Genomic DNA, 23,719 nt, shown 5'->3' on the forward strand with positions numbered 1-23,719 from the left:
AGTTCGCGGCGCTGCCGGGGCGCCCGGGAGCGGGCACCCCGGCAGCGGGAAATCACGGCATGAACGAACAGGTGGCAGGAGTCAGCCACGTCGGACGCTCGCTTTCCTTGCTGACCACGCAAGGAACGCCTTCGGCGGTGAGTTCTTCCTCGATCATCTCGAGGTCGTTGATTTCGCAGGTCACGCTTGCGGTCACGGGCGTTCTCCTCAACTTTCTTCTCCTGCACGGCGGATTTCGCCGCGGAGCCTGGGGTGCCACAGGCGCGGGCTGCCGTACCCGAACCGGAGCAGCGTGGCGAGCACTCCGGTGGCGCCGGTCTGGTAACCGGCATGCACGGCGGCGCCACTGTCGTCGGGCGGGAGCAGCAGGCCGTTCTGGACGGTGTTTCGCGAGGTCAGCGCCGGTAGCGCGGCGGCAGGGGCCGGGCCGCCGGTGGCCGCGGCCAGGTCGAGGAGGAAGTCGGTGTTCCCGGCGACTCCGTGGCAGCTCGACAGCGGCAGGGACCACTGCGCGGCCCGTACCGCACGGGCTGCCCCTTCGGCGTCGGCGAGGTAGCGGGGCGAGCCGGTCACCAGCCACGCCCGGAGGAGGAAGCTGCCGATCCCGGAAGCCCCGTTGCACCAGGTGCTTTGCGGTACGTCGGTACTCGGTCCGGTGGGCCAGGTGACCAGGTCGCCGAGGCGGAGTGCGTTGTCGCACAAGAGATCCGCGCCCGTGCACGCCTCGGTGAGGAACTGCTCGTCGCCGGTTTCCGCCCCGAGATCGAGGAGGAAGGCGGAGATCCCGGCGGTCCCGTGTGCGAACCCGTAGCAGACCAGGTTCGCCGCGCGGGAATCGTCCGGTACCGGCCACAATCCGCGGCCGTACTTGCTGGACTTCGAGAGGTGCACGAGGGATTCGCCGCAGCGGCGGGCCAGGTCGAGGAAGGTGTGGTCGCCGGTGAGCTGCCAGAACCTGAGCTGCGCGGTACCCGCTCCGGCGAGCCCGCTGCACACCTCGGGAATGTGGTGCTCGGCAGGGATTTCCGCGGCGAGCTCGCAGGCGTGCTCGATGAGCAGCGGGTCGTTCAGCGCTACCGCGCATTCGAGCAGGGCCAGTGCGCTGCCGGACCGTCCGCAATGCAGGCCGGGCAGGATCGTCGGTTCCGCGGCGCACCGCGCGGCGATCCATTCACTGGTCGCTCGCAGCGCTGGTTCGAGGTCATCGCGACCAAGGTGGACGAACGCCTGGGTGAGGAAGCCGAGAACCCCCGCCGCGCCGTAATAGACCGTGGTCGGGTCCGTCTTGTTTCCCTGGTCGCCGGTGTCCCAGAGCCGGGGTGCGCGGGGAGCGGCCATCGTGCTGGTCAGGAAGGTGATGCCGTCGTCGAGCATGCGCTGGGCAAGGTCGTCGGCGGCTTCGCTGGTGCTGGGCGCAGCCGTCGCGGGCGCCGGGGAGGAGAGCCAGGTCAGCACTGTGGTGATCGGCCAGCGATCCGCGGGCCGGTCGGCGGTGAGTGCGTGGATCAGCGGGGCGAGTTCGGCAGCGAGCGGACACTCTGCCGCGGCGGCCGCCAGCCAGTGCTGCAGTCGTTGCTGCCGAGCCGGTTCTGGGACGTCCTGGCTGGCCAGGACCGGATCGGTGCCGACCGCGGCACTGAACACGATCGCGCCGAACGCGTAGAGATCGAGGGCGTCGGTGGCCGAGAGCGGTTCCGGTCCGGCCTGCTCAGGCGCCGCGTAGCCGGGCGTGCCGACGGCGCTTACGCGCGAGCCTTGCCGGACCGCCATCTCCCAGTCGACGAGCTTCAGATCGGCGCCGGAGACGATGATGTTGGCGGGCGAGAGGTCGCGCACGACGATGCCGAGCCGGTGCACCGTCTGGAGAACCTGGGCCAGCGTGCGGATGGTCTGCAGGACGTTGGTACGGAGTGAGGCCGGCTCCCGATGCCACGCGCGGAGAGCGGTGCGCAAGGTCTGTCCGGGGATGGCTTCCGCGACGAGGAAGGTGTGCTCGGCGTTGTCGAACAGGTCGACGAATCCGGGCGCGACGCCGGTACCAGCGAGTTTCTGGAGCATGCTTGCCTCGGCGCGCAACAGGTCGCGGACGTCGCTGCCGTCGGCCAGCCCGTCGACGTGCGCCCTGGCCTGTTTGACGATGACGTCGGCGCCGGTTTCGGTGTCGGTTGCGCGGAAGACGCCGCCCTTGTTCGAATGCCGGATTGCCGAACGGACCAGGTAACGGTCGGCGAGGAGAACCTGCCGGGGTGCCTCCATGGCCGGTGCGGGAATGCCGAGCGGCGGCGCCCACGGCGGCGGGGTGAACCAGGCCTCGCGCCGGTCCGGCACCGGGTTTCCGTCCGGATCGAGCAGGACCGGCTCGTAGCCGCCCTGGTCGGTCAGGCGCATCCGGGGGACGAAGGAACCGTATCGGTAATGCACCAGGCTGCCGGTGCGCAATGGCCGGTCGGAAAGGATTCTCGGGCCGGAAAGACCGTCGGTGACCTGATCGAGTTCGGTGGCAATGGCCAGCGCGTCGGCGGCCGGGTAGACAGTGAGGAACTTTCCCGAAGAACCGCGCTGTGCGTTCCGGGAATTGAGGCTTTGGACAGTTTCGGCAGTCGCGGCGAATTTGAAGGAACAGCCGCGGGTGAAGAGGACGGCGGCGCAGCGCCGGGCAACTTCGGCGGCGTTCGACGGGGTTGCGGAGACGTGGAGTTTCCAGCCCTGCTCCGGCAAAATCTCGCCGTCGCGCGTGACGTGCAGCCAAGGATCGGAATGCCGGATCGACCAACCGGCGGGGAGCATTCGCGATACCGTGCGCCCCAGTCCGGCGTTCGACGTATAGCCGCCGATTCCGATCACGCCCCCTTCGTCGATGAAGTTCTTCCGACGGTAGCCGGGTTTCGTTGCCGTTTTTCGGATTACCGTCTCACCGGGCAACAAGAAAGCGCGAACGGGCACTGCTTCCCGGTGTCGGGCGGCTTCCTTTGTCACCCGGAAGCAGGCATCCGGCAGTGGCCGGGTCTTCCGGCCGCCGGTGGACGGGGCCCCCGTGTACCGGCCACCCCGAACTCCCCGTTGACCCACCCCCGCGCTCCCGGCTATTCTCGAACTACGGAAGAAAACTTCCACGAAGCGAAAAAGCAAGGAGCGGACGTACCCATGACCGGTCCCGCCGGGGAGCGGCACTCGCTGCCCTACACCGCCAACCTGTCGATCCTGTTCACCGAGCTCCCGCTGCTCGAGCGCGCCAAGGCCGCCCGGGCAGCGGGCTTCACCTCGGTGGAGTTCTGGTGGCCCTTCGACAGCGCCGACCCGGCCGGAGCCGAGGTCGGGCGGTTCGTGCGGTCGATCGAGCAGGCCGGGGTCCGGCTCACCGGGCTGAACTTCTACGCGGGGGACATGGCGGCGGGCGACCGCGGGCTCGTGTCGTGGGTCGGCCGCGAGGCGGAGTTCGCGACCAGCCTGACCATTGCGCTCGGCATTGCCGAGCGGCTCGGCTGCCGCAGCTTCAACGCGTTGTACGGCAACCGGATCGACGGCGTCGCACCGTCCGAACAGGACGATCTGGCCCGGAATCACCTGGCCACCGCAGCGAAGGCGGCCGCGGGCATCGGCGCGCAGCTGGTGCTCGAACCGTTGTCGGGCTCCGCCGCGTACCCGCTGAAGACGGCGGCCGACGCGGTCGCCGTCCTCGACGACCTCGGCCTCGGCAACGTACGGCTCCTTGCGGACCTCTATCACCTGGCGGTGAACGGCGAAGACCTCGGCTCCGTCATCGCCCGCTACACCCCGCGCACCGGGCACGTGCAGATCGCCGACGCACCGGGCCGGCACCAGCCGGGCACGGGGGAGCTGGACCTCGAAGGACATCTGGAGAAGCTGCAGGCGGCAGGCTACGCCGGACCGGTGGGTATCGAGTACAAACCGGACGGTTCCACAGTGGACTCACTGGCCTGGCTGCCGTACGAGCGAAGGGGAAACTGATGAGCAGGATCGGGTTCATCGGGCTGGGTGTGATGGGCACACCGATGGCCGCGCACCTGGCCGGTGCCGGGCACGAGGTGAGCGGATTCGACCTCAGCGCCGACGCACTGGCGAAACTGGAGGCAGCCGGTGGCCGCGCGGCGAAGGAGGTCGCCGACGCGGTGTCCGGAGCGGACGTCGTGATCACCATGCTGCCGGACCACCCACAGGTCGAGCAGGTCGTGCTCGCTCCCGGCGGGGTGCTCGACGCGGTCGCGTCCGGCACGCTGCTGGTGGACATGAGCACCATCCGGCCGGAGACGTCGATCGAGGTCGCGAAAGCCGGTGCGGCCAAGGGAATCCGCGTGCTGGACGCGCCGGTGTCCGGTGGGCAGGCCGGTGCCGAGCAGGCCACGCTGTCCATCATGGTCGGTGGCGACGCGGCTGATTTCGCCGCTGCCGAACCGGTTTTCGAGGTGCTCGGCAAGACGATCGTGCATGTCGGCCCGCACGGCGCGGGGCAGGTCGTGAAGGCGGCCAACCAGCTGGTGGTCGGCGGGATCTACGGTCTGGTCGCGGAAGCGATCGTGCTGCTGGAAGCGTCCGGAGTGGACGCTGGTACCGGCCTCGATGTCCTGGCCGGTGGTCTCGCGGGCAGCCGGATCCTGGAGCTGAAGCGCAAGTCGATGGTCGCGCGGGAGTTCCAGCCCGGCTTCCGGATCGACCTGCACCACAAAGACATGGGCATCGCACTGGCCGCGGCCCGGCAGTCCGAGGTGGCGTTGCCACTCACCGGTCTCGTCGCGCAGCTGATCGCGGCCGGGCGCGCGATGGGGTACGGCTCGCTGGATCATTCCGCGCTGCTGAAAGTCGTCGAAGAGCTGTCCGGCCGATCGCCGCAGGAGGTTTGACCATGGCCCGAGTCCCCGCTATGCAGGCAGTCGTCGACGTGCTGGCCGACGAGGGCGTCGACGTCGCCTTCGGCTGCCCCGGCGCCGCCATCCTGCCGCTTTACGATGCCTTGCAGGGCAGCGGTATCGAACACCTGGTGGTGCGCCACGAAGAGGGCGCCACGCACATGGCCGACGGCTGGGCGCGGACCACCGGCAACGTCGGGGTCGCGATCGGCACGTCCGGTCCGGCCGGGACCAACATGATCACCGGCCTCTACACCGCACACGCCGACTCGATCCCGATCCTGTGCATCACCGGCCAGGCCGCGACGACGAAGCTGCACCAGGAAGCGTTCCAGGCGGTCGACATCGTCGAAATCGCCCGTCCGGTCACGAAGTGGGCCGTGCAGGTGAAGGAAGCCGCGCAGCTGCCGTGGATCTTCCGCGAGGCATTCCGGATCGCGCGCTCCGGACGGCCCGGCCCGGTGCTCATCGACCTGCCGATCGACGTCCAGAAGCAGGAAATCGAATGGGACTCCAGCATCGACTCGGCGCTGCCGGTGAGCACGGTCAAGCCGTCCCCGGCCCGCGTCGAACGGGCGCTGGACCTGCTGCTGGCCGCCGAACGCCCACTGATTCTGGCCGGTGGCGGCGTCGTGCTGGGCGAGGCGAGCGACCGGCTGCGCGAGGTCGCGGAACGGCTGGGCGTCCCGGTCGGCGTCACGCTCATGGGCAAGGGCAGCTTCCCGGAGGACCACGAGCTGTTCGCCGGGATGGCGGGGATCCAGACGTCACAGCGCTGGGCCAACGCGGCATTCCTGGAGTCCGACCTGGTCCTCGCACTGGGCGCCCGCTTCGGCGACCGGCACACCGGCGAACTGTCGGTCTACCGCGGCGACCGGAAGTTCATCCACGTCGACATCGAACCCACCCAGCTGGGCAAGGTGTTCGGCCCGGACCTCGGCGTCGTCTCGGACACCCGCGAATTCCTGGACGCGCTGCTGTCCGCACTAGCCGCGCGCGAGGTCCCCGCCCGCGACCGCGCGTGGGTCAAGCGGCTCGGCGACCTGAAGGCGGAACTGCCGCGCCGCGAGGACTTCGACAGCACCCCGATCAAGGCCCCGCGGGTGTTCAAGGAGCTCAACGAGTTCTACGGCCCGGAAACGTATTTCGTCACCGCGATCGGGCTGTACCAGATCTGGTCCGGCCAGTTCCAGCGCGCCCACCTGCCGCGGCACTACCAGGTGTGCGGCCAGGCAGGCCCGCTCGGCTGGGAAATCCCGGCCGCGATCGGGGTGAAGAAGGCCCGCCCGGACGCGGAGGTCGTCGGCGTCGTGGGCGACTATTCGTTCCAGTTCCTGGTGGAGGAGCTGGCGGTGGCCGCACAGTACGACGTCGGGTTCGTGCTCGTGATGCTGAACAACGAGTACCTGGGCCTGATCCGCCAGTCGGAGCTGCCGTACGACATGAACTACCAGGTCGACATCCACTACGACGACCACGGCACGGACAACGTGAAGATCATGGAAGCGTACGGCTGCTCGGGCACCAGGGTCGTGGAACCGGGCGACATCCGGTCGTCACTGGAGTGGGCCCGCAAGGAAGCGGAACGCACCCGCCGCCCGGTACTGGTGGAAATCATGATCGAACGCGAGGCGAACGCCGCCATGGGCCCGGCACTGGACGCAGTGCGCGAGTTCGAGGCGGCTGGTTGACGGATCCGGGCCGGGGTGTGGTTGTGATGGCCCGCCCCGGCCCGGATCCCGCTTGCGGTGAGGAGTTTCGGCCACGGACTCCGTGTCCGCAGGCGCTGGTTACGGCCTCCGGTGACGGACTCCATTGGCAGACTGCGGCGACGGCCCTTCTTTCCCGGACTGCGGTGGCAGGCCCCGGTGACCGTTCCACCTACGGGCGCGAGCAAGGGACTGCGGCGACGGCCTCGGGCGGCGGCTTGCCGGTGGCAGGCTGCCGCGACGAATTTCGGTGCCGATTCCGGCCAACTGACTCCGGCGAACTGACTCCGGCCGACTGACTCCGGCGACAGAGGTATGGGACGGACGTCAGCGACAGACTCCGGTGATGGCCTCGGGCAGCCGCAGGCTGCCAGAGGCAGCCTGCGGCCATGGACTTCCGTGCGGCTCGAGGACCGGTTTCCGTGCGGGACCTCCGTGCCCTACTCCAAGACCGACTTCCGTGCCCGGCTCCAGGACCGATTTCCGTGCGGGACCTCCATGTCCGGCTCCAGGACGACTTCGCCGCCCGACTTCGGCGCCCGACTTCGGCGCCCGACTTCAGTGGCGGACGTCAAGGATGGACGTCAGCGGCGAACCCAAGCTGCGGGACTCAAGTAGCGGAGTTCAAGGGGCGGGACTCAAGCGCCTGGCTCAAGGGCGAACCCCCGTGTCAGGTTGCCCCCGTTCAGAGAACCGGGACCAGCTCGGCCAGCGCGGCGAGCAGGTCCGCGTCCCGGGTGTCCGGTGCGGCGTGGAACACCACGAGCTGCAGCGCGTCCGGGCCGGGGATGTCCAGTTTGTCGCTCTGCAGCGTGAGGTCTCCGGCGCCGGGGTGCCGGAACCGGACGCGGTGGCCGGTTCTCGGCTTGATGTCGTGGCGGGACCACAGGTTGCGGAAGTGCTCGCTGCTTGCGGAGAGGTCCGCGACGAGCTCGGTCACCGCGGGGTCTCCGACGTCCGGGCCCAGCGCGGCGCGCAAACCGGCGACGCCGTCGGCGGCCGTCTGGTTCCAGTCGGGGCGGAGGTCGCGTTCGGCCGGGTCCAGGAAGATTGCGCGGAGCAGGTTGCGCCCGGCGGCGTAGTTCGGCGAAATCGCGGCGGCGATGGGGTTTGCGGCGAGGACGTTGGTGAGCCGGTCCTGGACGTACGCCGGGTTCGTCGCCCACGTGGCGATCAGCTCCACGATGCTCGGGGGCACCTGCGGCCGCGGCGTGACCCGGCTTCGCGACGGCGCGGCGAGCTGATGGAGGTGGGCGCGAGCGGGGTCGTCAAGCTGGAGTGCGCGGGCGAGTGCGTCGAGTACCTGCGCGGACGGATTCTGGTCGCGGCCTTGCTCCAGCCGGACGTAATAGTCGCTGCTGATCCCGGCCAGCAGCGCCAGCTCCTCCCGGCGCAGTCCGCGGACGCGGCGGCGCCCGCGGTCGGGCAGTCCGACGTCGCCGGGGGAGACCAGTTCACGCCGTGCGCGCAGGAAGTCGCCGAGGAGGTTGTCCACGTGTTCAGTCTACGAGGGCTTGCCTGATGATTCAGTGAAGGCTGTACTATTGCCTCCATGCTGATCTCCGAAACCCGGGAACGGGCGCTCGCCCGGCTGGGTCGCGCGCTGGCCGACCCGACGCGCTGCCGGATTCTCGTGGCGGTGCTCGACGGGGTCACGTACCCGGCGCAGCTGGCCGAGCATCTGGAACTCAGCCGGTCGAACGTCTCGAACCACCTCGCGTGCCTTCGTGGCTGCGGGCTGGTGGTCGCGACGTACGAGGGCCGTCAGGTCCGCTACGCGATCGCGGACCCGCACCTCGCGCGCGCGTTGACCGAGCTGACACAGGTGGTGCTGGCGGTCGGTTGCGCCGACGATGCCGGGTCGGTGACGTCGTGACCAGCGGTGATCTGCCGGTGGAGGGTTGTTGCGCCGCTGGTGGCCCGTCCGGAGCGCGGCGGGCGGTGCTGCATCGGCGGGTGCGGTGGCTCGTAGCCGGGACGATCACGTACAACGTGGTCGAGGCAGTGGTCGCCGTCGCCGCTGGGACCGTCGCGTCGTCGGCCGCCCTGGTCGCGTTCGGGCTGGACTCGGTGGCCGAGGTGCTTTCCGCGCTCGCGGTGGCGTGGCAGTTCTCCGGCGCGGACCCGGAACGGCGGGAGCGGGCTGCGCTGCGCGTGATCGCGGTGTCGTTCTTCCTGCTGGCCGCCTACATCACCGGCGATGCGCTGTGGTCCCTTTTCGGCGGCGGCGAAGCGGCGCACTCGACGGCCGGGATCGTGCTTGCCGCGGTCTCGCTCGTGGTGATGCCTGTGCTGTCGACCGCGCAACGACGTGCCGGACGGGAGCTCGGCTCGGCCAGCGCGGTCGCGGATTCGAAGCAGACGCTGCTCTGCACTTACCTTTCCGCGGTGCTGCTGGTGGGGATGCTGGTGAACACGCTGTTCGGCTGGTACTGGGCGGATCCGTTGGCAGCATTGGTGATTGCGGCGGTCGCAGTCCGCGAGGGACGCGAGGCTTGGCGGGGCGAGCACTGCTGCTGACCGCGGGTCAGCCACCACTGCACGGCGCGCAATGCGGTGGCGAGCGCGAGGAACACGCCAACCAGTAGTGCCGCTACGGCTAGATCACTCACATCGGGCCTTTCTGCTCACCCGAGGATTAACCGGCGCGGCGGCTGGTGTCGTCGCCGCTTCACGCTTCCTTGACTGCGCCCGCGCCGATGTTGACGCCGTTCGCCGGATGGGCGTGAATCAGCGCCCGCGCGAGGCGGGGGAGCGCACTCGCGAGCTGATGCTCGGCCGCATGGGCGATGCCGTGCGCCTCGGCGAGCGACCGCTGCGGATCGACGGACACCTCTGCCTCCGCGGCGAGCGTGTGCCCGATCCAGCGCAGCCGGATGCTGTCGACGGTGACCACGCCCGGCGTGTCGGCGAGCGCGTGCTCGGCGTCGTCGACGAGATGCGGGTCGACGGCGTCGAGCAGCCGGCCGAACACCTCGCGGGCCGCGTCGCGGAGGACCACGAGGATCGTGACCGTGATGAGCAGCCCGACGACCGGGTCCGCCCACGTCCAGCCCACCATCGCCCCACCCGCCGCGAGCACGACGCCGAGGCTGGCGAACCCGTCGGTCCGCGCATGCAGCCCGTCCGCGACGAGCGCCGCCGACCCGATCCGCCGCCCAGTCCGAATCCGGTACCGCGCGACGAGCTCGTTGCCCACGAACCCGACAACCCCGGCCAGCGCAACCCACCCGGCGCCGGTCATCGCCCGCGGGTACAGCAGCCGGTCGACGGCTTCCCACCCGGCCAGCAGCGCAGACGCCGCCATGACGAGCAGAATCACGAGCCCGGCGAGGTCCTCGGCGCGCCCGAGCCCGTGCGTGAACCGCCGCGTGGCAGCCCGCCGAGCAAGCAGAAACGCGACAGCGAGCGGCACGGCGGTGAGCGCGTCGGCGAAGTTGTGCAGCGTATCGCCGAGCAACGCAACCGACCCGGTAAACCCGACGACGACAAGCTGCACCACCGCGGTGACGACCAACCCGCCGAAGGAGAGCCACAACGCCCGCATCCCACTGCGACTCGCCTCGAGCGCATCGTCGACGAGATCCGCCGATTCATGCGAATGCGGGGTGAGGGCATGGCGGATCGCGGCCAAGGGATTGCGGCGCGGGTGGGGGTGGTGATTGTTTTGCCCGTGCCCGTGCCCGTGCCCGTGCCCGTGCCCGTGCCCGTGCCCGTGCCCGTCTTCGCGCTGAGGTTCGTGCCTGGGCCGAGGTTCGTCATCGTGCCCGTGCCCGTGTCGAGGTTCGTCGTCGTGCTGGTGCCCGTGCCCGTGCCGAGGTTCGTGCCCGTGCTGAGGTTCGTCGTGCTGGTTGTTGTGCACGCTTTGGCCTTCGTTGGCGTGCTCGTGCGCCTGCTCCCCGTCGGGCGCATCCACCGCATCCACGGGGCGCCCGCGATCGTGGGCAGGGTGCAGCTCCACTCCGGGCCCATCGCCTCGCCGCCGACCGTGATCGCGGTCGCTTGAGCGCTCGGGCCGACGCTCGCTGCCGCGCCCGTGGTTGCGCTCGCTCTCGGTGCCGGGGCGGAGCTCGGCTCCGGCGGGGTGCGGGCGGGGTCCGCCGTTGTGCTGCCTGGGGTCGTGGCCGCCGCTGGTGGACGTCATGACGTGAGGCTAACAGAACGAATGAAGATGTGTTCATGTGTCCTGGGGTGCTCTAGTCTCCTTCCATGGGACACGGGGTGCAGGGGCGCCACGGCCCGGCCGCGCCGCTCGATGCTGCCTCGGCCGCTGCCGTCGCGACGACGTTGCAGGCGCTGGCCACTCCGAGCCGGCTCTTGATTTTGAGCGCGCTGCGCGAGGAGTCCATGGCGGTGAGCGACCTGGCGGACGCGGTCGGCATGGAGCAGTCCGCCGTGTCGCACCAGTTGCGCCTCTTACGGAACCTGGGGCTGGTCGTCGGCACTCGGGACGGGCGCCGGATCGTCTACGCGCTCTATGACACGCACGTCGCCCAGTTGCTCGACGAAGCCGTCTACCACAGTGAGCACCTTCGCCTCGGCTACTCGGATCGACGGGACGGTGGCGCGAGTATCCGGGCGTAACTGACCCAGGTGGGCGGCTGCGCAGCGGCCTCTCCAGGGGCGCCTCCTCGCTAAGTGGACACGTGTCCGCTATGGTGGACCTCAGCAACCGGACAGGTGTCCGTATGAGTGCTTGGGGTTCGGAATGTCTGTGGTCAACGGCAAGGTCGTCGCCATCACCGGGGCGAGCAGCGGCATCGGCGAGGCGACCGGGCGCCTGCTTGCGGAGCGGGGAGCCGCGGTGGTGCTCGGAGCGCGCCGGGCGGAGCGGCTCGACGCGCTCGTCGGAGAGATCCGGAGCGGGGGGGGTCGTGCGCTCGCCTGCGTCATCGACGTGACGCAGCGGGCGGATGTCGAACGGCTGGTGGAACGAGCCGTCGAGGAATTCGGGCGGCTCGATGTGCTGGTGAACAATGCCGGGATCAGCAAGATCGGTCCTCTCTCGGACGGTGATGTGGACGGTTGGTCGGCGATGATCGACGTGAACGTCCGCGGGGTACTGCACGGGATCGCGGCTGCGCTTCCGGTCTTTCGGAGGCAGGGGCGGGGGCATCTGGTGACGACGGTGTCGACTGCGGGCTTGAAGATCGTGCCTGCGCAGGCCGTGTACGCGGGCACGAAAAACGCTGTGCGCACCATCCTGGAAGGCCTGCGCCAGGAATCGACGGACGGCGTTGTCCGGACGACGTCGGTGTCGCCAGGCTTCGTCCGCACGGAATTGGCCGACTCCATCGACAACGCGGAGGAGCGCGAACAGATCCGGCGCAAGGTCGAGGAATTCGCGCTTGACCCGGCCGCGGTCGCGCGTGCGATCGCCTTCGCCATCGAACAGCCTGACGACGTGGAGATCGGCGACATCACGATCCGGCCGACCGTGCAGAACTAGCAGTCGTTGTTACGTCCTATCTTGGCCTCCTGTCAGGTTTGGTTGATGGCGCTGGCTGGTGCTTCGTCGTGGGCTGGCTGATCGGGCGAAACTGCTTGGAGGTAAGCCGATTGCTACTGCACCATCTGTTGGTGTCGCCGAATAGCGTTGTGTCGCAGGAAAGTTCCATGTGGCAAGTGGAGCCAGTCGTCGTGGCGGGGCCGGTCGTCCGGCAGCACGGGCGCGTCTCGCGAGATGGTGCGGGCGCAACCGTACTAGCGCTCCCGTGCGGTGCTCGACCGGTCCGGGCTCGTCGATCGCGGTTCTCGGCAATGGGCTTCTTCTCCTTTCACGGTAAAGGAAATCGCAGGCAAGGGGATGCAGGCGGGGTCAGAAGGGTGGTTCCGCTCCGGCGGCGACCAGTGGGGATTCCCATTGGTTGTCCGAGCCGGTGCGTTGTCCGCTGTTCTCCCGGCTGACCTTCGACACCTTCGCGGTGGCGTAGCGCAATGACGCGCCCATCTCGTCCACCTGCAGGTCGATCACCGTTCTCCGTTCGCCTTCCCGGGTTTCGTACGAACGCTGGCGCAAGCGGCCCTGGACGATGACTCTTGCGCCACGGGTGAGGCTTTCGGCGACGTTTTCGGCGGGCCCGTTCCACCAGCTGCAGCGGAGGAAGAGCGGGTCGCCGTCTTTGAATTCGGCGGCTTGGCGGTCGTAGGTGCGGGGCGTGCTTGCGACGGTGAAGTTGACGACGGCTGAACCTGAGGGCGTGAAGGTGAGTTCGGGGTCGGCGGTGAGGTTGCCGACGACGGTGACGAGGGTTTCTCCGGCCATGGGGGTACTCCTTGGTTCGGGGCGGGTCCGGGGTGGGCACCGCCTGCAGGAACCAGGAGACCATCCGGGTACGACAATTTCCGGGGCTGCCGGGGTCACTCCATCGGGTGGTACCGGATCCGGGCCGATCTTTTGTCCGCTCTTCCGGGACCGGGAACGGCGGCCACGTGGCGGTGGTGGCCGGGATTTCGTTGGCGGAGAAGAGGATTGGCGGGGGAGTGGAAGGCATGGATCATGGCGATCGGTGCGAGAAGCCCAGGTATCCGCGACGGATCGAAGAACGAGCCTTGGTGAGCAAAACGTGGACGAAGCGACGAGTTCAGCGGAGAACGACGTCTACCTCATTCCCGAACAGGACGACGCGTCAGCGCAAGGAGGGGAAGAGCGTGGAGAACCGACAGCGCCCCCGACCCGGCGGTTTGCCACCACCGCCGCGATCAGGGCGAGCGCGAGACCTGCGCCGGTGAGGACGGTGAACGGCTCGTCGAACAAGGCCGCGCCCCACACCGAGGTCACGGGTGCGATCAGGAACATCAAGCTGTTCACCGCAGTGACGCCGATTCGGTCCACGAGCAGCCAATACAGCCCGTACCCGCCGAAGGTCGCCAGCACGATCAGCCATGCCAGGGCGAGCCAGAATCGTCCGGACGCGGGCGGCGCAGCAGTACCGGTCGCCACTGCCAGGATGGTGAACACCACCGCGGACGTCAGGCAATGGATGGCCAGCGCACGCAGCGGTGGAACCGGGATTGACGCGCGCCGCTCGAGGACGGTCGACGCGACCAGTCCGAGCATGCCTCCGAACGGGATCAGGTAGGCCCATGCGGGTGCCTGCGAACCGGCGTCGGACCAGCTGACCATTGCAACGCCGGCGAGTCCCAGCGCCAGGCCGCCCCATTGCCGTCCGGTTGCGGTCGCGCCGAGCAGCGGGCCGGCGAGCGCGGCTGCGACGAGTGGCTGGACGCCGTCGATGAGCGCGGTCGTTCCGGTGCTCACGCCCTCGCCGATGGCCCAGTAGACGGTCAGCAGGTACCCCGCCTGTGACAGCAGGCCGATGAGGACGTGCCGCCCGAACTCGCGGTACGACGTCGAACCGCGGCGCAGGAACGGGGTGAGCAGCAGTGCCAAGGGGACGAACCGCCACATCAGCACGGTGGGGACGGCTGCGTCCGCTGCACCGAGCTTCGCGCCGATGAACCCCGACGACCAGCAGACCACGAAGAGGGCGGCCAGCATGCCGCGCCGAACTATACCGATCGGTATACCCATACGGGCGACTATACAGATCGGTCTACACTCGGGGCATGACTTCCGCGATCGACTGGACGCCGAAAGCCCGTGCGGTGCTCGAAGCTGCGTCGGAACTGTTCTATGAGCACGGGATCCACGCGGTCGGCGTCGACGTGATCGCCGAGCATGCCGGGGTCACGAAGAAGACGCTCTACGACCGGTTCGGGTCGAAGGAGCGGCTGGTCGTCGAGTACCTGCTGGCTCGGGATGCGCGGTGGCGGGAGTTTCTGGAACGGCGGCTCGAGGACGCCGGTCCGCTGGCACGTGACCGGCTCGCGGCAGCCTTTGCCGCTTCTGCTGTGTGGGCGCGGAAGCACGGCGGAAAGGGGTGCAGCATGATCAACGCGCACGCGGAGATCAGTGATCCGGCGCATCCGGCTCATGCGGTCCTGATCGGGCAGAAGCGGTGGATGCTCGAGTTTTTCACCGGGCTGGCGGAGTCGGCGGGGGTGGCCGAGCCCGGGCGGGCCGGGGAGCGGATCATGCTGGTGCACGAGGGTGCGTTGGTGATGGCGGGCATGCGGGTGGCGGAGGACGTCTTCGCGCGTGCAGCGGAAACCGCGGCGGCGTTACTGAACCTTGCCATCGCCCCGGGCGCGAAGGACAAACCGTCCACTGACGGGCAGAAATGATGCAATGAAAGAACACGGCCGACCCGTCCGATGGTACCGGAGGGCCGGCCGTGCCGGTGCCGCGCTCGCAGGGGTGGGGGAACGCGGCCTCTCGCTCAGGCGTTGGTGCGCGCCTGTTGCCTACGGGATACCAGCCGCCAGCCCAGTGCCAGGACGACCGCGATCACCGGGATCGAGTAGAACGCGATTTTCTCGGCCCCGTCGGAGAAACCCATCAGGATGACGACCAGCGCCAGGAACCCGAGCGTCGCCCAGCCGGTGTACGGTGCGCCGGGCATGCGGTAGCTGGGGCGTTCGAGCTCGCCGCGCAAAGCGGCCTGGCGCATGCGCATCTGGGAGAACACCAGGGTTGCCCACGTGACCACCACGCCGAGTGACGCCACCGCGGTCGCGATGTCGAAGGCGTCCTTGGGGACCAGGTAGTTCAGCACGACCCCGAGCACGTATGCCACGGACGTGAAGAGAATGCCGCCGTACGGGACGTGCCGGGAGTTCATCCGGCCGACGAACTTGGGGGCCTCGCCGTTGTCCGCGAGGGCGCGGAGGATGCGGCCGGTCGAGTAGAGACCCGAGTTGCACGAGGACAGCGCCGCGGTGAGGACGACTGCGTTCATCACGTCGCCGATCCCGCCGATGCCCAGCCGCGTGAAGACCGTGACGAACGGGCTTTCGCCGCCGTTGTAGAACGGCCACGGCAGCAGCATCGCCAGCAGCAGCACCGAACCGACGTAGAACACGCCGATCCGCCACACCACCCCGTTGATCGCCTTCGGCAGGACCTTGCGGGCGTCCTTCGTTTCGCCGGCGGCGATGCCGACGACCTCGATTGCGGAGTACGCGAACACGACCGCCTGCAGGGTCATGAGCGCAATGCCGATTCCGGCCGGGAAGAAGCCGCCGTGGTCGGTCAGGTTGTGCACGCCCGCGTTGGTGCCGCCGATGTTCGCGCCGGTGAAGACGAGCCCGACCGCGGTCACCAGGAACACGACGATCGCGAGCACCTTCACGACGGAGAACCAGAACTCCAGCTCACCGAACAGCTTGACGCTCACCAGGTTGACCGCCATCAGCACCCCGAGCGCGACGAGCGCGGTGATCCACTGCGGAACGTCGGGGAGCCACTTGTGCACGTAGATCGCGACCGCGGTGATCTCCGCGATCCCGGTCATGGCCCAGTTCAGCCAGTACATCCAGCCGGACACGAAACCGGCCCACGGCCCGATGAACTTCCGCGCGTACGTCACGAAGCTGCCCGAACTGGGCTGGTGCAGCACGAGTTCGCCGAGCGCGCGCATCACGAAGTAGGCCGCGATGCCGCACAGGGCGTAGGAGAGAACGAGCGAGGGCCCGGCCTCGTGGAGCCGTCCGCCTGCGCCGAGGAAAAGCCCGACCCCGATCGCACCGCCGATCGCGATCATCTGCACCTGGCGGTTGCCGAGTGCCTTGGTGTAGTTGTCACCGTCTTTGGTGACCACTGTGGATTCCATGGTTGCGTGACGCTAGCGGTACCCGGCCGAGTGACCAAGGACACCTAGGGAGGACTTAAGGTGTGCGACAGATCACGATGCCGAACCCGATGAATCGGACAACCTCGATTTGACAGCCCGATGCTGGTTTGGACCAGCGGGTACGGGTGGTGGAGTGTCCATTGTGGACGGGATGGCGCGGGGACTTTGGGGAACGCTGCGGTGGCCGCTGGGGCACCGGGGTTCCGGCTCCGGAGGGTGACCGGCTGGGGCGGGATAACTGGTTCGTGATCACCGGAACGAGCGGTGGTGCACTATGCACAGAAGTGATTGGGTATACGCACTGGCGCGCCGGGGTGCGCGAGGAGGATCCGGCGGCGCCGCCGCCGACGCGGGGTGCGGCGGTGCCACCGGTGGCTGACGGAAGGGCCCGATGGCGGGGATGGCGGCAAGGACCCGGGAGCCGGGCGACGGGCGGGGCACAGGTCTGGGAACGGGCCGCGTGAGCCAGTCGGGTCCGGGGAGAGTGGCCGAGACTCAGGGGCGCAGCAACGTGTGCGGGCGAGACCCGATGACGGGCGTGGCAAAGACCCGGGGAACCGGCGATGCGCACCGGATGACGGCGGCGGAAAGAACCCGGAACCGGCAACGCGCGCCGGGCGAGGCCCGACGACGGCGGCGGGAAAGACCCGAAGCCCAGGCAATGAGTCGGATGGCTGCGACGGAAAGAACCCGGGAACCGGCAATGCGCCTCGGATGACCCCCGTGGCAAGAATCCCGCAGCAGGCAATGCGCGCCGAGAAGCCCCGGTAACCGGGCCAAAGACCCAGAACCACAACAACCATGCGCGGAAAGGGCCCGATGACGGCACAGATCGACCGGCAGGCAACCCTCACCGGGAGGGTCCGATGACCGCGACGGTGGAGAAGACCCGGGACGACGCGGTTCCGCCGGTGCTGTCCCGGCGGAAGGTCCATGCGGTGTTCGGCGCCGTGCTGCTCGGGATGTTGCTGGCGGCACTGGACCAGACCATCGTCGGGACCGCGTTGCCCACCATTGTCGGCGAGCTCGGTGGCCAGGGGCATCTCTCGTGGGTCGTCACGGCGTACCTGCTGGCCGAGACGATCATGACGGTGGTCGTCGGCAAGCTCGGGGACCTGTTCGGCCGCAAGCGGATGTTCCAGCTTTCCGTCGTGATCTTCGGGGTCGGGTCGTTCTTCTGCGGGTTCGCCGACAGCATGACCTGGCTGATCATCTGGCGCGCGGTACAGGGGCTCGGCGGCGGTGGCCTCATGGTCACGTCCACCGCGCTGATCGCGGACGTCGTGCCGCTGCGGGAGCGGGGCAAGTACCAGGGCATCCTCGGGTCGGTGTTCGGCGTCGTGACCATCGGCGGGCCGACGCTGGGCGGGCTGTTCGTCGACCATCTTTCCTGGCGGTGGGCGTTCTACATCAACATCCCGCTCGTCGTGGTCGTGCTGGTGGTGGCCGCGTCCGCGATGCCGTCCGTGCGCGCGATGGCCAAACCGGTGGTCGACTACCTCGGCATCCTGCTCATCGGCCTCGCGGCGACCGGGCTCACGCTCGTCACGAGCTGGGGCGGCACCACCTACGCGTGGGGCTCGCCGATGATCATCGGCATGGCCGCGGGTTCCGTGGTGCTGCTCGTCGCCTTCGTCGTGGTGGAGCTGCGCGCGCCCGAGCCGATGCTGCCGATGCGGTTGTTCCGGAACCCGGTGTTCACCGTCGCCGGGATCATGAGCTTCGTCGTCGGGTTCGCCATGCTCGGCGCGATGACGTACCTGCCGATCTACATGCAGTACGTGCAGGGCATCTCGCCGACGTCGTCCGGGGTCCGGATGCTGCCGATGGTGCTCACGCTGCTGGTCGCGTCGATCGTGTCCGGGACCTTGGTGAGCCGCACCGGGAAGTACAAGATCTACCCGCTCGTCGGCACCGGGGTGATGACCGCCGGGCTGTTCCTGCTGTCGCTGCTCGGCACGCAGACGGGGTTCTGGGAGTCCTCGCTGTACATGGCGGTGTTCGGGCTCGGGCTGGGGCTCGGCATGCAGGTGCTGACCATCGCCGTGCAGAACACCGTCGACTACCGCGACCTTGGCGTCGCGACCTCGGGCGCCACGTTCCTGCGCTCGATGGGCAGCTCGTTCGGCGCCGCGATCTTCGGCACGATCTACACGAACCAGCTGCATCCGAACCTCGCCGGGGTCCTTGCCGAACATCCGCTGCCGCCCGGTGCCGACCCGCGGATGGTCGATACCCCGCAAGCGCTGCGCCAGCTGCCCGCCGCGATTTCGGAACCCCTGATCGGTGCCTACGCCGATGCCCTGCACGTCGTGTTCCTCTACGTCGCGCCGGTGGGGCTGGCCGCATTCGTGCTTTCCTTCTTCCTCAAGGAAATGCCGCTGCGCGACACCGCGCGGGCGGCCGCTCCGGACCTCGGCGACGGCTTCGCGATGCCCGAGGCCCACGAGCAGGACCGGGAGCTCGAACGCGCCCTCGCGACGCTGCTCTTCCGGGAACGCCGCAAGGCCGCGCCTGCGATTGCCGCGAGGTCCGGTTCGGAGCTGGACCAGGGCGGGCTGTGGTGCCTGACCCAGATCCGGCTCCGGGCGCGGACCGGGCAGCCGACGACCCTGGAGGCGATCGGCGCGGCCCACGGCATGCCCGGGCAGGTGCTCGAACCGGCGTTCGCCCGGCTGGAGCTGACCGGGTACGTCAGCTACCGCCGCGACGGGTGGGCGCTCACCGAGACCGGTGAGCAGGAGTGGGACAAGCTCGTCCGCGCGTGGCACGACTGGCTCGCCGAACGCCTCGGCGACTGGGGTACCCGGGACCGGGCCGAGCTGGACGCCGCGATCACCCGCGTGGCGACCCGGCTGCTCGACGAGCGCACCGACTGGGCCAAGGCCGGGCGGCACGCGCTGGTCTGACCGGGGCGAGGGTGCGCGCACCCGCAGGTCCGCACTCCCGGCCCCGGCACGCCGTGTCGGGGCCGGGACTGTTCCGGCGGGCCGTTAGCATCAGCGCGACGGTCACCCTCTACTGTTCCCGGATCATGTCGGTGGATGAATCTGTGCTCACGACTTCGAACGGCACTTCGGGCAGCAGCTCGGACACGCCGCGCGACGACGCGGACGTGCGCGTCGCGGCCCGCTCCCGCCTCGCCGGCTGGCTGCCCCTGGCGGCGGCAGTGCTGGGGCTGCTCTCCTTCCTGCTCGTGCGCGGGAGCCTCACCGACGACGGGTACATCACCCTCGCCTACGCGAAGAACCTCGCGTTGCACGGCGAATGGGCGCTGGTCCCCGGCAGCGTCGCCAACTCCGCGACGTCCCCGCTCGACGTCCTGCTGCTCGGCTTCCTGACCTTCGTCACGCGGATCAGCGGGTCGGCGCATCCGGTGGTCGCGCTGGGCGTGCTGACGGTGCTGAGCAGCGGTGCGATCGGCTGGGCCTGGCTGCGGTTCACGCGCCGGTTCCGGCTCGCGCCGTGGGTCGGGCTGCTCGGGCTGGTGCTCGTGATCGCCAACCCGTTCCTGCTGTCGGCGACCGGGCTCGAGGTCCTGCTCGTCCCCGCCGTGCTGCTGTGGCTTGTGGTCTTCGCGCTCGAAGGGCGGCCGGTGCTGTTCGGCGCCGTCGCCGCGCTGACGGTGCTGACCCGGCTCGACCTGATCGTCTTCGTCCTCGTCATCACGTTCTCCGCCGCGGCGATCCGGAAACGGTTCTGGGTCGCGTTCGGCACCGCGGTGGCGGTGTCCGCGCCGTGGTTCCTGGTGAGCTGGTTCGCGCTCGGCTCGTTCATCCCCGACACGCTGGTGATCAAGCAGGACCAGGAAGGCCTCTTCGGCCCGTGGGGCTACTTCAGCGGCCCGATGATGTACTTCCTGTACCTGCCGCTCACGGTGATGCTGGCGTTCGCGTCGGCGCTCGTCGGGGTGGTGGTGCTGCTGGCGTGGCTCGGCGTCCGGTTCGCCCGCCGCTGGGACGACTTCCCGAAGCTGGCCCCGGTCGTCGCGCTCGGGCTCGGTGGGGTCGTCTACTACATCGTGTACTCCACCCTCGGTGTCGGGCCGTATCACTGGTACTACGTCACGCCGATGGTCAGCACGGCCACCTTCGCGGTGCTCATGGTGGGCATCTGGCACGCCGAAGCGAAACAGCGGCCGGGGCTGAACCGCGGCGTGCCGCTGGTCGCGCTCAGCCTGGCGTGGCTGGTCGGGCTCGGGAACGTGGCCGTGGACGTCGCGCAGGGCGTGCCGTGGCCGTCGCCGGTGATCTTCGGCAACTGGGCGAGCTCGGCCGACTACGCGCGGGTCGGGCGGGAGCTCGGCGCGCGGCTGCAGGGCAAGTCGGTGGCCGGGCCGGGGGAGATCGGCACGCTCGCGTACTACTGCGACTGCCAGATCCTCGACGTCTTCTCCGACCGCACGCAGGTCGCGACCATCGTCACCAAGCGCATCGCCGAGGACTCGAAGTTCAGCTCGCTCGGCCTGCGGATCAACTATCACTGGTTCAAGCGCAATCCGCCGCGCAAGGTCGACTACCGGCTGCTCTACGACAAGGGCCCGGGCAGCGGGCCGGACGAGTGGACGGTGTACTCCGCGGCCAAGGGCGTCGGGCACTTCACGCTGGTGCCGGAACGCTGATCGCGGACGGCGCGGTTTCCGGTTACGGTCTCTTCGTATGGCGAAGGACTCGGCGGTCGAGCTCGAGGTGGGGCACCGGACGGTGCGGGTGTCGAACCCGGACCGGGTCTACTTCCCGGCGCGCGGCGAGACGAAGCTCGACCTGGCGCGGTACTACCTGGCGGTCGGTGACGGGATCGTGCGGGCGCTGCGGGAACGGCCCTGCATGCTGCACCGCTTCCCGTCCGGCGTGGCCGGGGAGAAGGTGCACCAGAAGCGGGTGCCGAACGGTGCGCCGTCGTGGCTGGAGACCGTGCGGGTGCACTTCCCGCGGTTCGGCCGGTACGCCGACGAGCTGTGCGTGACCGAGCTGGCGCACGTGGTGTGGGCGGTGCAGATGTCCACTGTGGAATTCCACCCGTGGAACTCCCGGCGCGCGGACACCGAACGCCCGGACGAATGGCGGATCGACCTCGACCCGATGCCCGAATGCGGCTTCGGCACCGTGCGCCGGGTCGCGCACGTCGCGCACGAAATCCTGGACGAGCTGGGTATCCGCGGCTGGCCGAAGACGTCCGGCGGGAGCGGGATGCACGTGTACGTGCGGATCGAGCCGCGGTGGGGGTTCGCCGACGTGCGCCGGGCTGCGCTGGCGTTCGCGCGCGAGGTCGAACGGCGGGCGCCGGACGAGGTCACCACCACCTGGTGGCGCAAGGACCGTGACCCGAAGAAGCTGTTCGTGGACTACAACCAGAACGCGCGCGACCACACGATCGCGAGCGCGTACTCGGTCCGCGGGGTGCCGGAGGCGCTGGTGTCCACGCCGATCCGCTGGGACGAGGTCGACACCGTCGCGCCGCGTGAGTGCACGATCGCGACGGTACCCGCGCGGTTCGCCGAGCTGGGCGATCTGCACGCCGGGATCGACGACGTCGCGTACTCGCTCGAACCCCTGCTGGAATGGGCCGACCGCGACGGGCTGGAGGCCGAGGACTCCTGAGGGAAACCGTCCGCGTACCCGGCGTCATGGGTCCGCGGCCACCGAGTCTCTGTGAAAAGTCTCTGTGACGACCGAGCGAAGGGGGTGTGCGATGGAAGGCGATCCGCTGGCCGTCCTCTACCGTCTGCACCACCAGCTGCGGGTGCTCTCACCCGCGCTCACCGTCGCCGCGGGGACCCCGGAGGCGCGCGCGATGCTCGACGGGCTGGTCGACACCACCGCGCAGGCTGCTGGTTTGCTTGCGAGCGCAGAACCGGCCGCACTGGCCGCTCTCCAGCAGGCTTTCGAGCACGCCAGGGCCGGTCGGGGCAACGAGACCACGTCCGAGCTGATCACCGCGTACGGGCGACTGTCCGTGCTGCTTCGCCGCGATCAGCCGCGCCGGGGTGCGGCGGCGGACGAGCCGACGGTGCGATGGGGCCCCATGCTTTGACCGGCGTGCCAGGATGACGGGCAACAGCCACGCGGGCAGCGGGAGGACGACGTGCCGGAGCAGATCCTGGTGACCGGAGGCGCCGGTCAGCTCGGCAGGGTGGTCGTGGAGCGGCTGGTGGCTGCCGAACGGCCGGTCCGGGCGCTGAGCCGGCGCCGCCGTTCGAGTGCCGGTGTCGGCTGGACAGTCGGGGATCTGCGCACCGGGCGGGGGATCGACGTCGCGGTCGCCGGGGTCGACACGATCATCCACTGCGCCACGGATTACCGGCACGAAGTCCAGACGGTGCGCACCCTGGTCGAAGCCGCGCGGTGGAGCGGGCAGGCGCCGCATCTGGTGTACGTCTCGATCGTTGGCGTCGACCGGGTGCCGCTGGGCTATTACCGGGCGAAACTGGCCGCGGAGGAACTGATCGCGGGTTCCGGGATGCCGTACACGATCCTGCGCGCGACGCAGTTCCACGCTCTGGTGCGGACGATTCTCGCCGCCGCGGCGCGGTTGCCCGTGGTGCCGGTGCCGCGGTTCCGGTTCCAGCCGGTCGACGTGCGGGACGTCGCGGCGCGGCTGGTGGAGCTGGCGCTGGGCGAACCGCAGGCGCGGGTGCCGGACCTCGGCGGACCGGAGGTGCGCACGGCAGCCGACCTGGCGCGGGCCCTGCTCGGCGCGGCGGGACGGGAGAAACGGGTGGTCACGGTGCCGGTGCCGGGGCGGATTGCCCGCGGGTACGCGCAGGGCGGGAACCTCGCGCCCGAGCACGCCGACGGGGTGGTCACGTTCGAGCAGTACCTGGCCGAGCGCGGGAATGCGACCGCGCTCCGGTACCGCTGACCGGCTGAGGTCCGTGAAGGGAACCATCACGGAATCAGATTCCGTGATGGTTCCCTTCACGGATTTGCCGCGGCGGGCAGCGTGGACCAGCCCGGGAGCGACGTCAGGACGTCCGGCCGGGCGGCGACCACGGTGTCCCATGGCATCGGGCTCGTGTGCTCGCCCGGTTCGGCCAGGAGCGGAATGCGACCGGCGGTCGTGATTTGCTCGGGCACCCAATGCCCGGCCGGCCACAGCGGGTCAAGCTATTCGAGTGCGACCACCCGCGGCTGCGAGCGCCCGGCGTCCCTGTTTCGCACCGCAGCCAGCCGCGAGTGGAGTTCGGCGACGCGTTCGGCGGCCACTTCGGGCACACCGAGCGCGTCGCCGAGGGTCCGCGGTTCGAGGCTGAGCACGCGCGGTCCGGCGTCGAGCATCCGGACCGCGGCCGCGACGCGCGTGTACGACACTGCGCAGACCTCGCACAGATCCTGGGTGAGCACGAAGTCCGGCGCGAGCGCGGCCAGCTGCTCGACGTCGACCGAGTACAGCGACGATCCGCGCCGGTCAGCACCGGGACAGACGCGATCTCGGCGGGCCAGTCGCATTC

At 69.4% G+C, this 23,719-nt stretch carries 23 protein-coding genes; 14 read left to right on the top strand and 9 right to left on the bottom strand.

What is annotated here, in order from left to right; translation table 11 throughout:
- Positions 1–52: 52 nt before the first annotated feature.
- Positions 53–196 carry a hypothetical protein gene (locus tag OO71_RS49835; RefSeq protein ID WP_156096122.1) on the bottom strand — a complete coding sequence of 48 codons (144 nt, stop codon included), beginning with the start codon at positions 194–196 and terminating at the stop codon, positions 53–55.
- An 11-nt stretch (positions 197–207) separates the two neighbouring features.
- Entirely contained in the window at positions 208–2,844 is a 2,637-nt protein-coding gene (gene lanL / locus OO71_RS02245) for a class IV lanthionine synthetase LanL (RefSeq protein ID WP_156096123.1), read from the bottom strand.
- Between the two features lie 300 nt (positions 2,845–3,144).
- On the opposite strand from lanL, the gene OO71_RS02250 reads away from it, so the two are divergent.
- Genes OO71_RS02250 through gcl form a run of 3 tightly spaced genes read left to right on the top strand, consistent with a single transcriptional unit; the run spans position 3,145 to position 6,556 of the window.
- The gene (locus OO71_RS02250) at positions 3,145–3,969 is read left to right on the top strand and encodes a hydroxypyruvate isomerase family protein (protein WP_033287894.1); all 825 of its coding nucleotides are present in this window, start codon (positions 3,145–3,147) and stop codon (positions 3,967–3,969) included.
- On the top strand, positions 3,969–4,859 hold the full coding sequence (locus OO71_RS02255) for a 2-hydroxy-3-oxopropionate reductase (RefSeq protein WP_033287895.1): 891 nt from the start codon (positions 3,969–3,971) through the stop codon (positions 4,857–4,859). The genes OO71_RS02250 and OO71_RS02255 overlap by 1 nt, the downstream gene beginning before the upstream one ends.
- A gap of 2 nt (positions 4,860–4,861) precedes the next feature.
- A complete protein-coding gene (gcl, locus tag OO71_RS02260) occupies positions 4,862–6,556 on the top strand; it encodes a glyoxylate carboligase (RefSeq protein ID WP_084144651.1) in 1,695 nt (564 codons plus the stop codon).
- A 703-nt stretch (positions 6,557–7,259) separates the two neighbouring features.
- On the opposite strand, the gene OO71_RS02265 is transcribed toward gcl, so the two are convergent.
- A complete protein-coding gene (locus tag OO71_RS02265) occupies positions 7,260–8,069 on the bottom strand; it encodes a helix-turn-helix transcriptional regulator (protein WP_033287897.1) in 810 nt (269 codons plus the stop codon).
- Between the two features lie 57 nt (positions 8,070–8,126).
- On the opposite strand from OO71_RS02265, the gene cmtR reads away from it, so the two are divergent.
- Both cmtR and OO71_RS02275 read left to right on the top strand, forming a co-directional pair.
- On the top strand, positions 8,127–8,450 hold the full coding sequence (gene cmtR, locus OO71_RS02270) for a Cd(II)/Pb(II)-sensing metalloregulatory transcriptional regulator CmtR (protein WP_033287898.1): 324 nt from the start codon (positions 8,127–8,129) through the stop codon (positions 8,448–8,450).
- On the top strand, positions 8,447–9,094 hold the full coding sequence (locus tag OO71_RS02275) for a cation efflux transmembrane domain-containing protein (RefSeq protein WP_033287899.1): 648 nt from the start codon (positions 8,447–8,449) through the stop codon (positions 9,092–9,094). Before cmtR ends, OO71_RS02275 begins: the two co-directional genes overlap by 4 nt.
- 151 nt (positions 9,095–9,245) lie before the next feature.
- Here the strand turns inward: OO71_RS02275 and OO71_RS02280 are convergent, their stop codons facing one another.
- On the bottom strand, positions 9,246–10,208 hold the full coding sequence (locus OO71_RS02280; RefSeq protein WP_051790928.1) for a cation diffusion facilitator family transporter: 963 nt from the start codon (positions 10,206–10,208) through the stop codon (positions 9,246–9,248).
- Between OO71_RS02280 and OO71_RS51905 the strand changes: the two genes are divergently transcribed.
- From OO71_RS51905 to OO71_RS02295, 3 genes are all read left to right on the top strand, one after another.
- The gene (locus OO71_RS51905; protein ID WP_245633543.1) at positions 10,191–10,580 is read left to right on the top strand and encodes a hypothetical protein; all 390 of its coding nucleotides are present in this window, start codon (positions 10,191–10,193) and stop codon (positions 10,578–10,580) included. The genes OO71_RS02280 and OO71_RS51905 overlap by 18 nt on opposite strands.
- Positions 10,581–10,783: 203 nt before the next feature.
- A complete protein-coding gene (locus OO71_RS02290; protein ID WP_033287901.1) occupies positions 10,784–11,158 on the top strand; it encodes an ArsR/SmtB family transcription factor in 375 nt (124 codons plus the stop codon).
- Positions 11,159–11,282: 124 nt separating this feature from the next.
- Positions 11,283–12,023: an SDR family oxidoreductase gene (locus tag OO71_RS02295; protein ID WP_033287902.1), complete on the top strand. Its 741-nt coding sequence runs from the start codon at positions 11,283–11,285 to the stop codon at positions 12,021–12,023.
- 369 nt (positions 12,024–12,392) lie between these two features.
- Here the strand turns inward: OO71_RS02295 and OO71_RS02300 are convergent, their stop codons facing one another.
- Both OO71_RS02300 and OO71_RS02305 read right to left on the bottom strand, forming a co-directional pair.
- Positions 12,393–12,839 (bottom strand): single-stranded DNA-binding protein, encoded by a 447-nt coding sequence (locus OO71_RS02300; RefSeq protein ID WP_033287903.1) that lies wholly within the window; start codon positions 12,837–12,839, stop codon positions 12,393–12,395.
- 336 nt (positions 12,840–13,175) lie between these two features.
- The gene (locus tag OO71_RS02305; protein WP_245633544.1) at positions 13,176–14,075 is read right to left on the bottom strand and encodes a DMT family transporter; all 900 of its coding nucleotides are present in this window, start codon (positions 14,073–14,075) and stop codon (positions 13,176–13,178) included.
- A gap of 68 nt (positions 14,076–14,143) precedes the next feature.
- Between OO71_RS02305 and OO71_RS02310 the strand changes: the two genes are divergently transcribed.
- Positions 14,144–14,761 (top strand): TetR/AcrR family transcriptional regulator, encoded by a 618-nt coding sequence (locus OO71_RS02310; RefSeq protein WP_033287904.1) that lies wholly within the window; start codon positions 14,144–14,146, stop codon positions 14,759–14,761.
- Between the two features lie 95 nt (positions 14,762–14,856).
- On the opposite strand, the gene OO71_RS02315 is transcribed toward OO71_RS02310, so the two are convergent.
- Positions 14,857–16,248: an amino acid permease gene (locus tag OO71_RS02315; RefSeq protein ID WP_033287905.1), complete on the bottom strand. Its 1,392-nt coding sequence runs from the start codon at positions 16,246–16,248 to the stop codon at positions 14,857–14,859.
- Between the two features lie 887 nt (positions 16,249–17,135).
- On the opposite strand from OO71_RS02315, the gene OO71_RS02320 reads away from it, so the two are divergent.
- From OO71_RS02320 to OO71_RS02340, 5 genes are all read left to right on the top strand, one after another.
- Entirely contained in the window at positions 17,136–19,178 is a 2,043-nt protein-coding gene (locus tag OO71_RS02320; protein WP_033287906.1) for an MDR family MFS transporter, read from the top strand.
- A gap of 143 nt (positions 19,179–19,321) precedes the next feature.
- Complete coding sequence (locus OO71_RS02325; RefSeq protein WP_033288043.1) at positions 19,322–20,890, top strand: DUF2029 domain-containing protein; 1,569 nt, start codon at positions 19,322–19,324, stop codon at positions 20,888–20,890.
- A 37-nt stretch (positions 20,891–20,927) separates the two neighbouring features.
- Positions 20,928–21,869 carry a non-homologous end-joining DNA ligase gene (gene ligD, locus OO71_RS02330; RefSeq protein ID WP_033287907.1) on the top strand — a complete coding sequence of 314 codons (942 nt, stop codon included), beginning with the start codon at positions 20,928–20,930 and terminating at the stop codon, positions 21,867–21,869.
- A gap of 91 nt (positions 21,870–21,960) precedes the next feature.
- Positions 21,961–22,302 carry a hypothetical protein gene (locus OO71_RS02335; protein WP_211260423.1) on the top strand — a complete coding sequence of 114 codons (342 nt, stop codon included), beginning with the start codon at positions 21,961–21,963 and terminating at the stop codon, positions 22,300–22,302.
- A gap of 51 nt (positions 22,303–22,353) precedes the next feature.
- Positions 22,354–23,130: an SDR family oxidoreductase gene (locus OO71_RS02340; protein ID WP_033287908.1), complete on the top strand. Its 777-nt coding sequence runs from the start codon at positions 22,354–22,356 to the stop codon at positions 23,128–23,130.
- A 56-nt stretch (positions 23,131–23,186) separates the two neighbouring features.
- Here the strand turns inward: OO71_RS02340 and OO71_RS51465 are convergent, their stop codons facing one another.
- A complete protein-coding gene (locus tag OO71_RS51465; protein WP_211260424.1) occupies positions 23,187–23,345 on the bottom strand; it encodes a TroA family protein in 159 nt (52 codons plus the stop codon).
- 30 nt (positions 23,346–23,375) lie between these two features.
- Positions 23,376–23,717, bottom strand: coding sequence for a TroA family protein (locus OO71_RS51470; RefSeq protein WP_051790931.1), 342 nt, complete (start codon positions 23,715–23,717; stop codon positions 23,376–23,378).
- Between the last annotated feature and the right edge of the window lie 2 nt (positions 23,718–23,719).

The organism is Amycolatopsis jejuensis, assembly GCF_000717335.1.
In the GTDB taxonomy this organism is placed as follows: Bacteria; Actinomycetota; Actinomycetes; order Mycobacteriales; family Pseudonocardiaceae; genus Amycolatopsis; species Amycolatopsis jejuensis.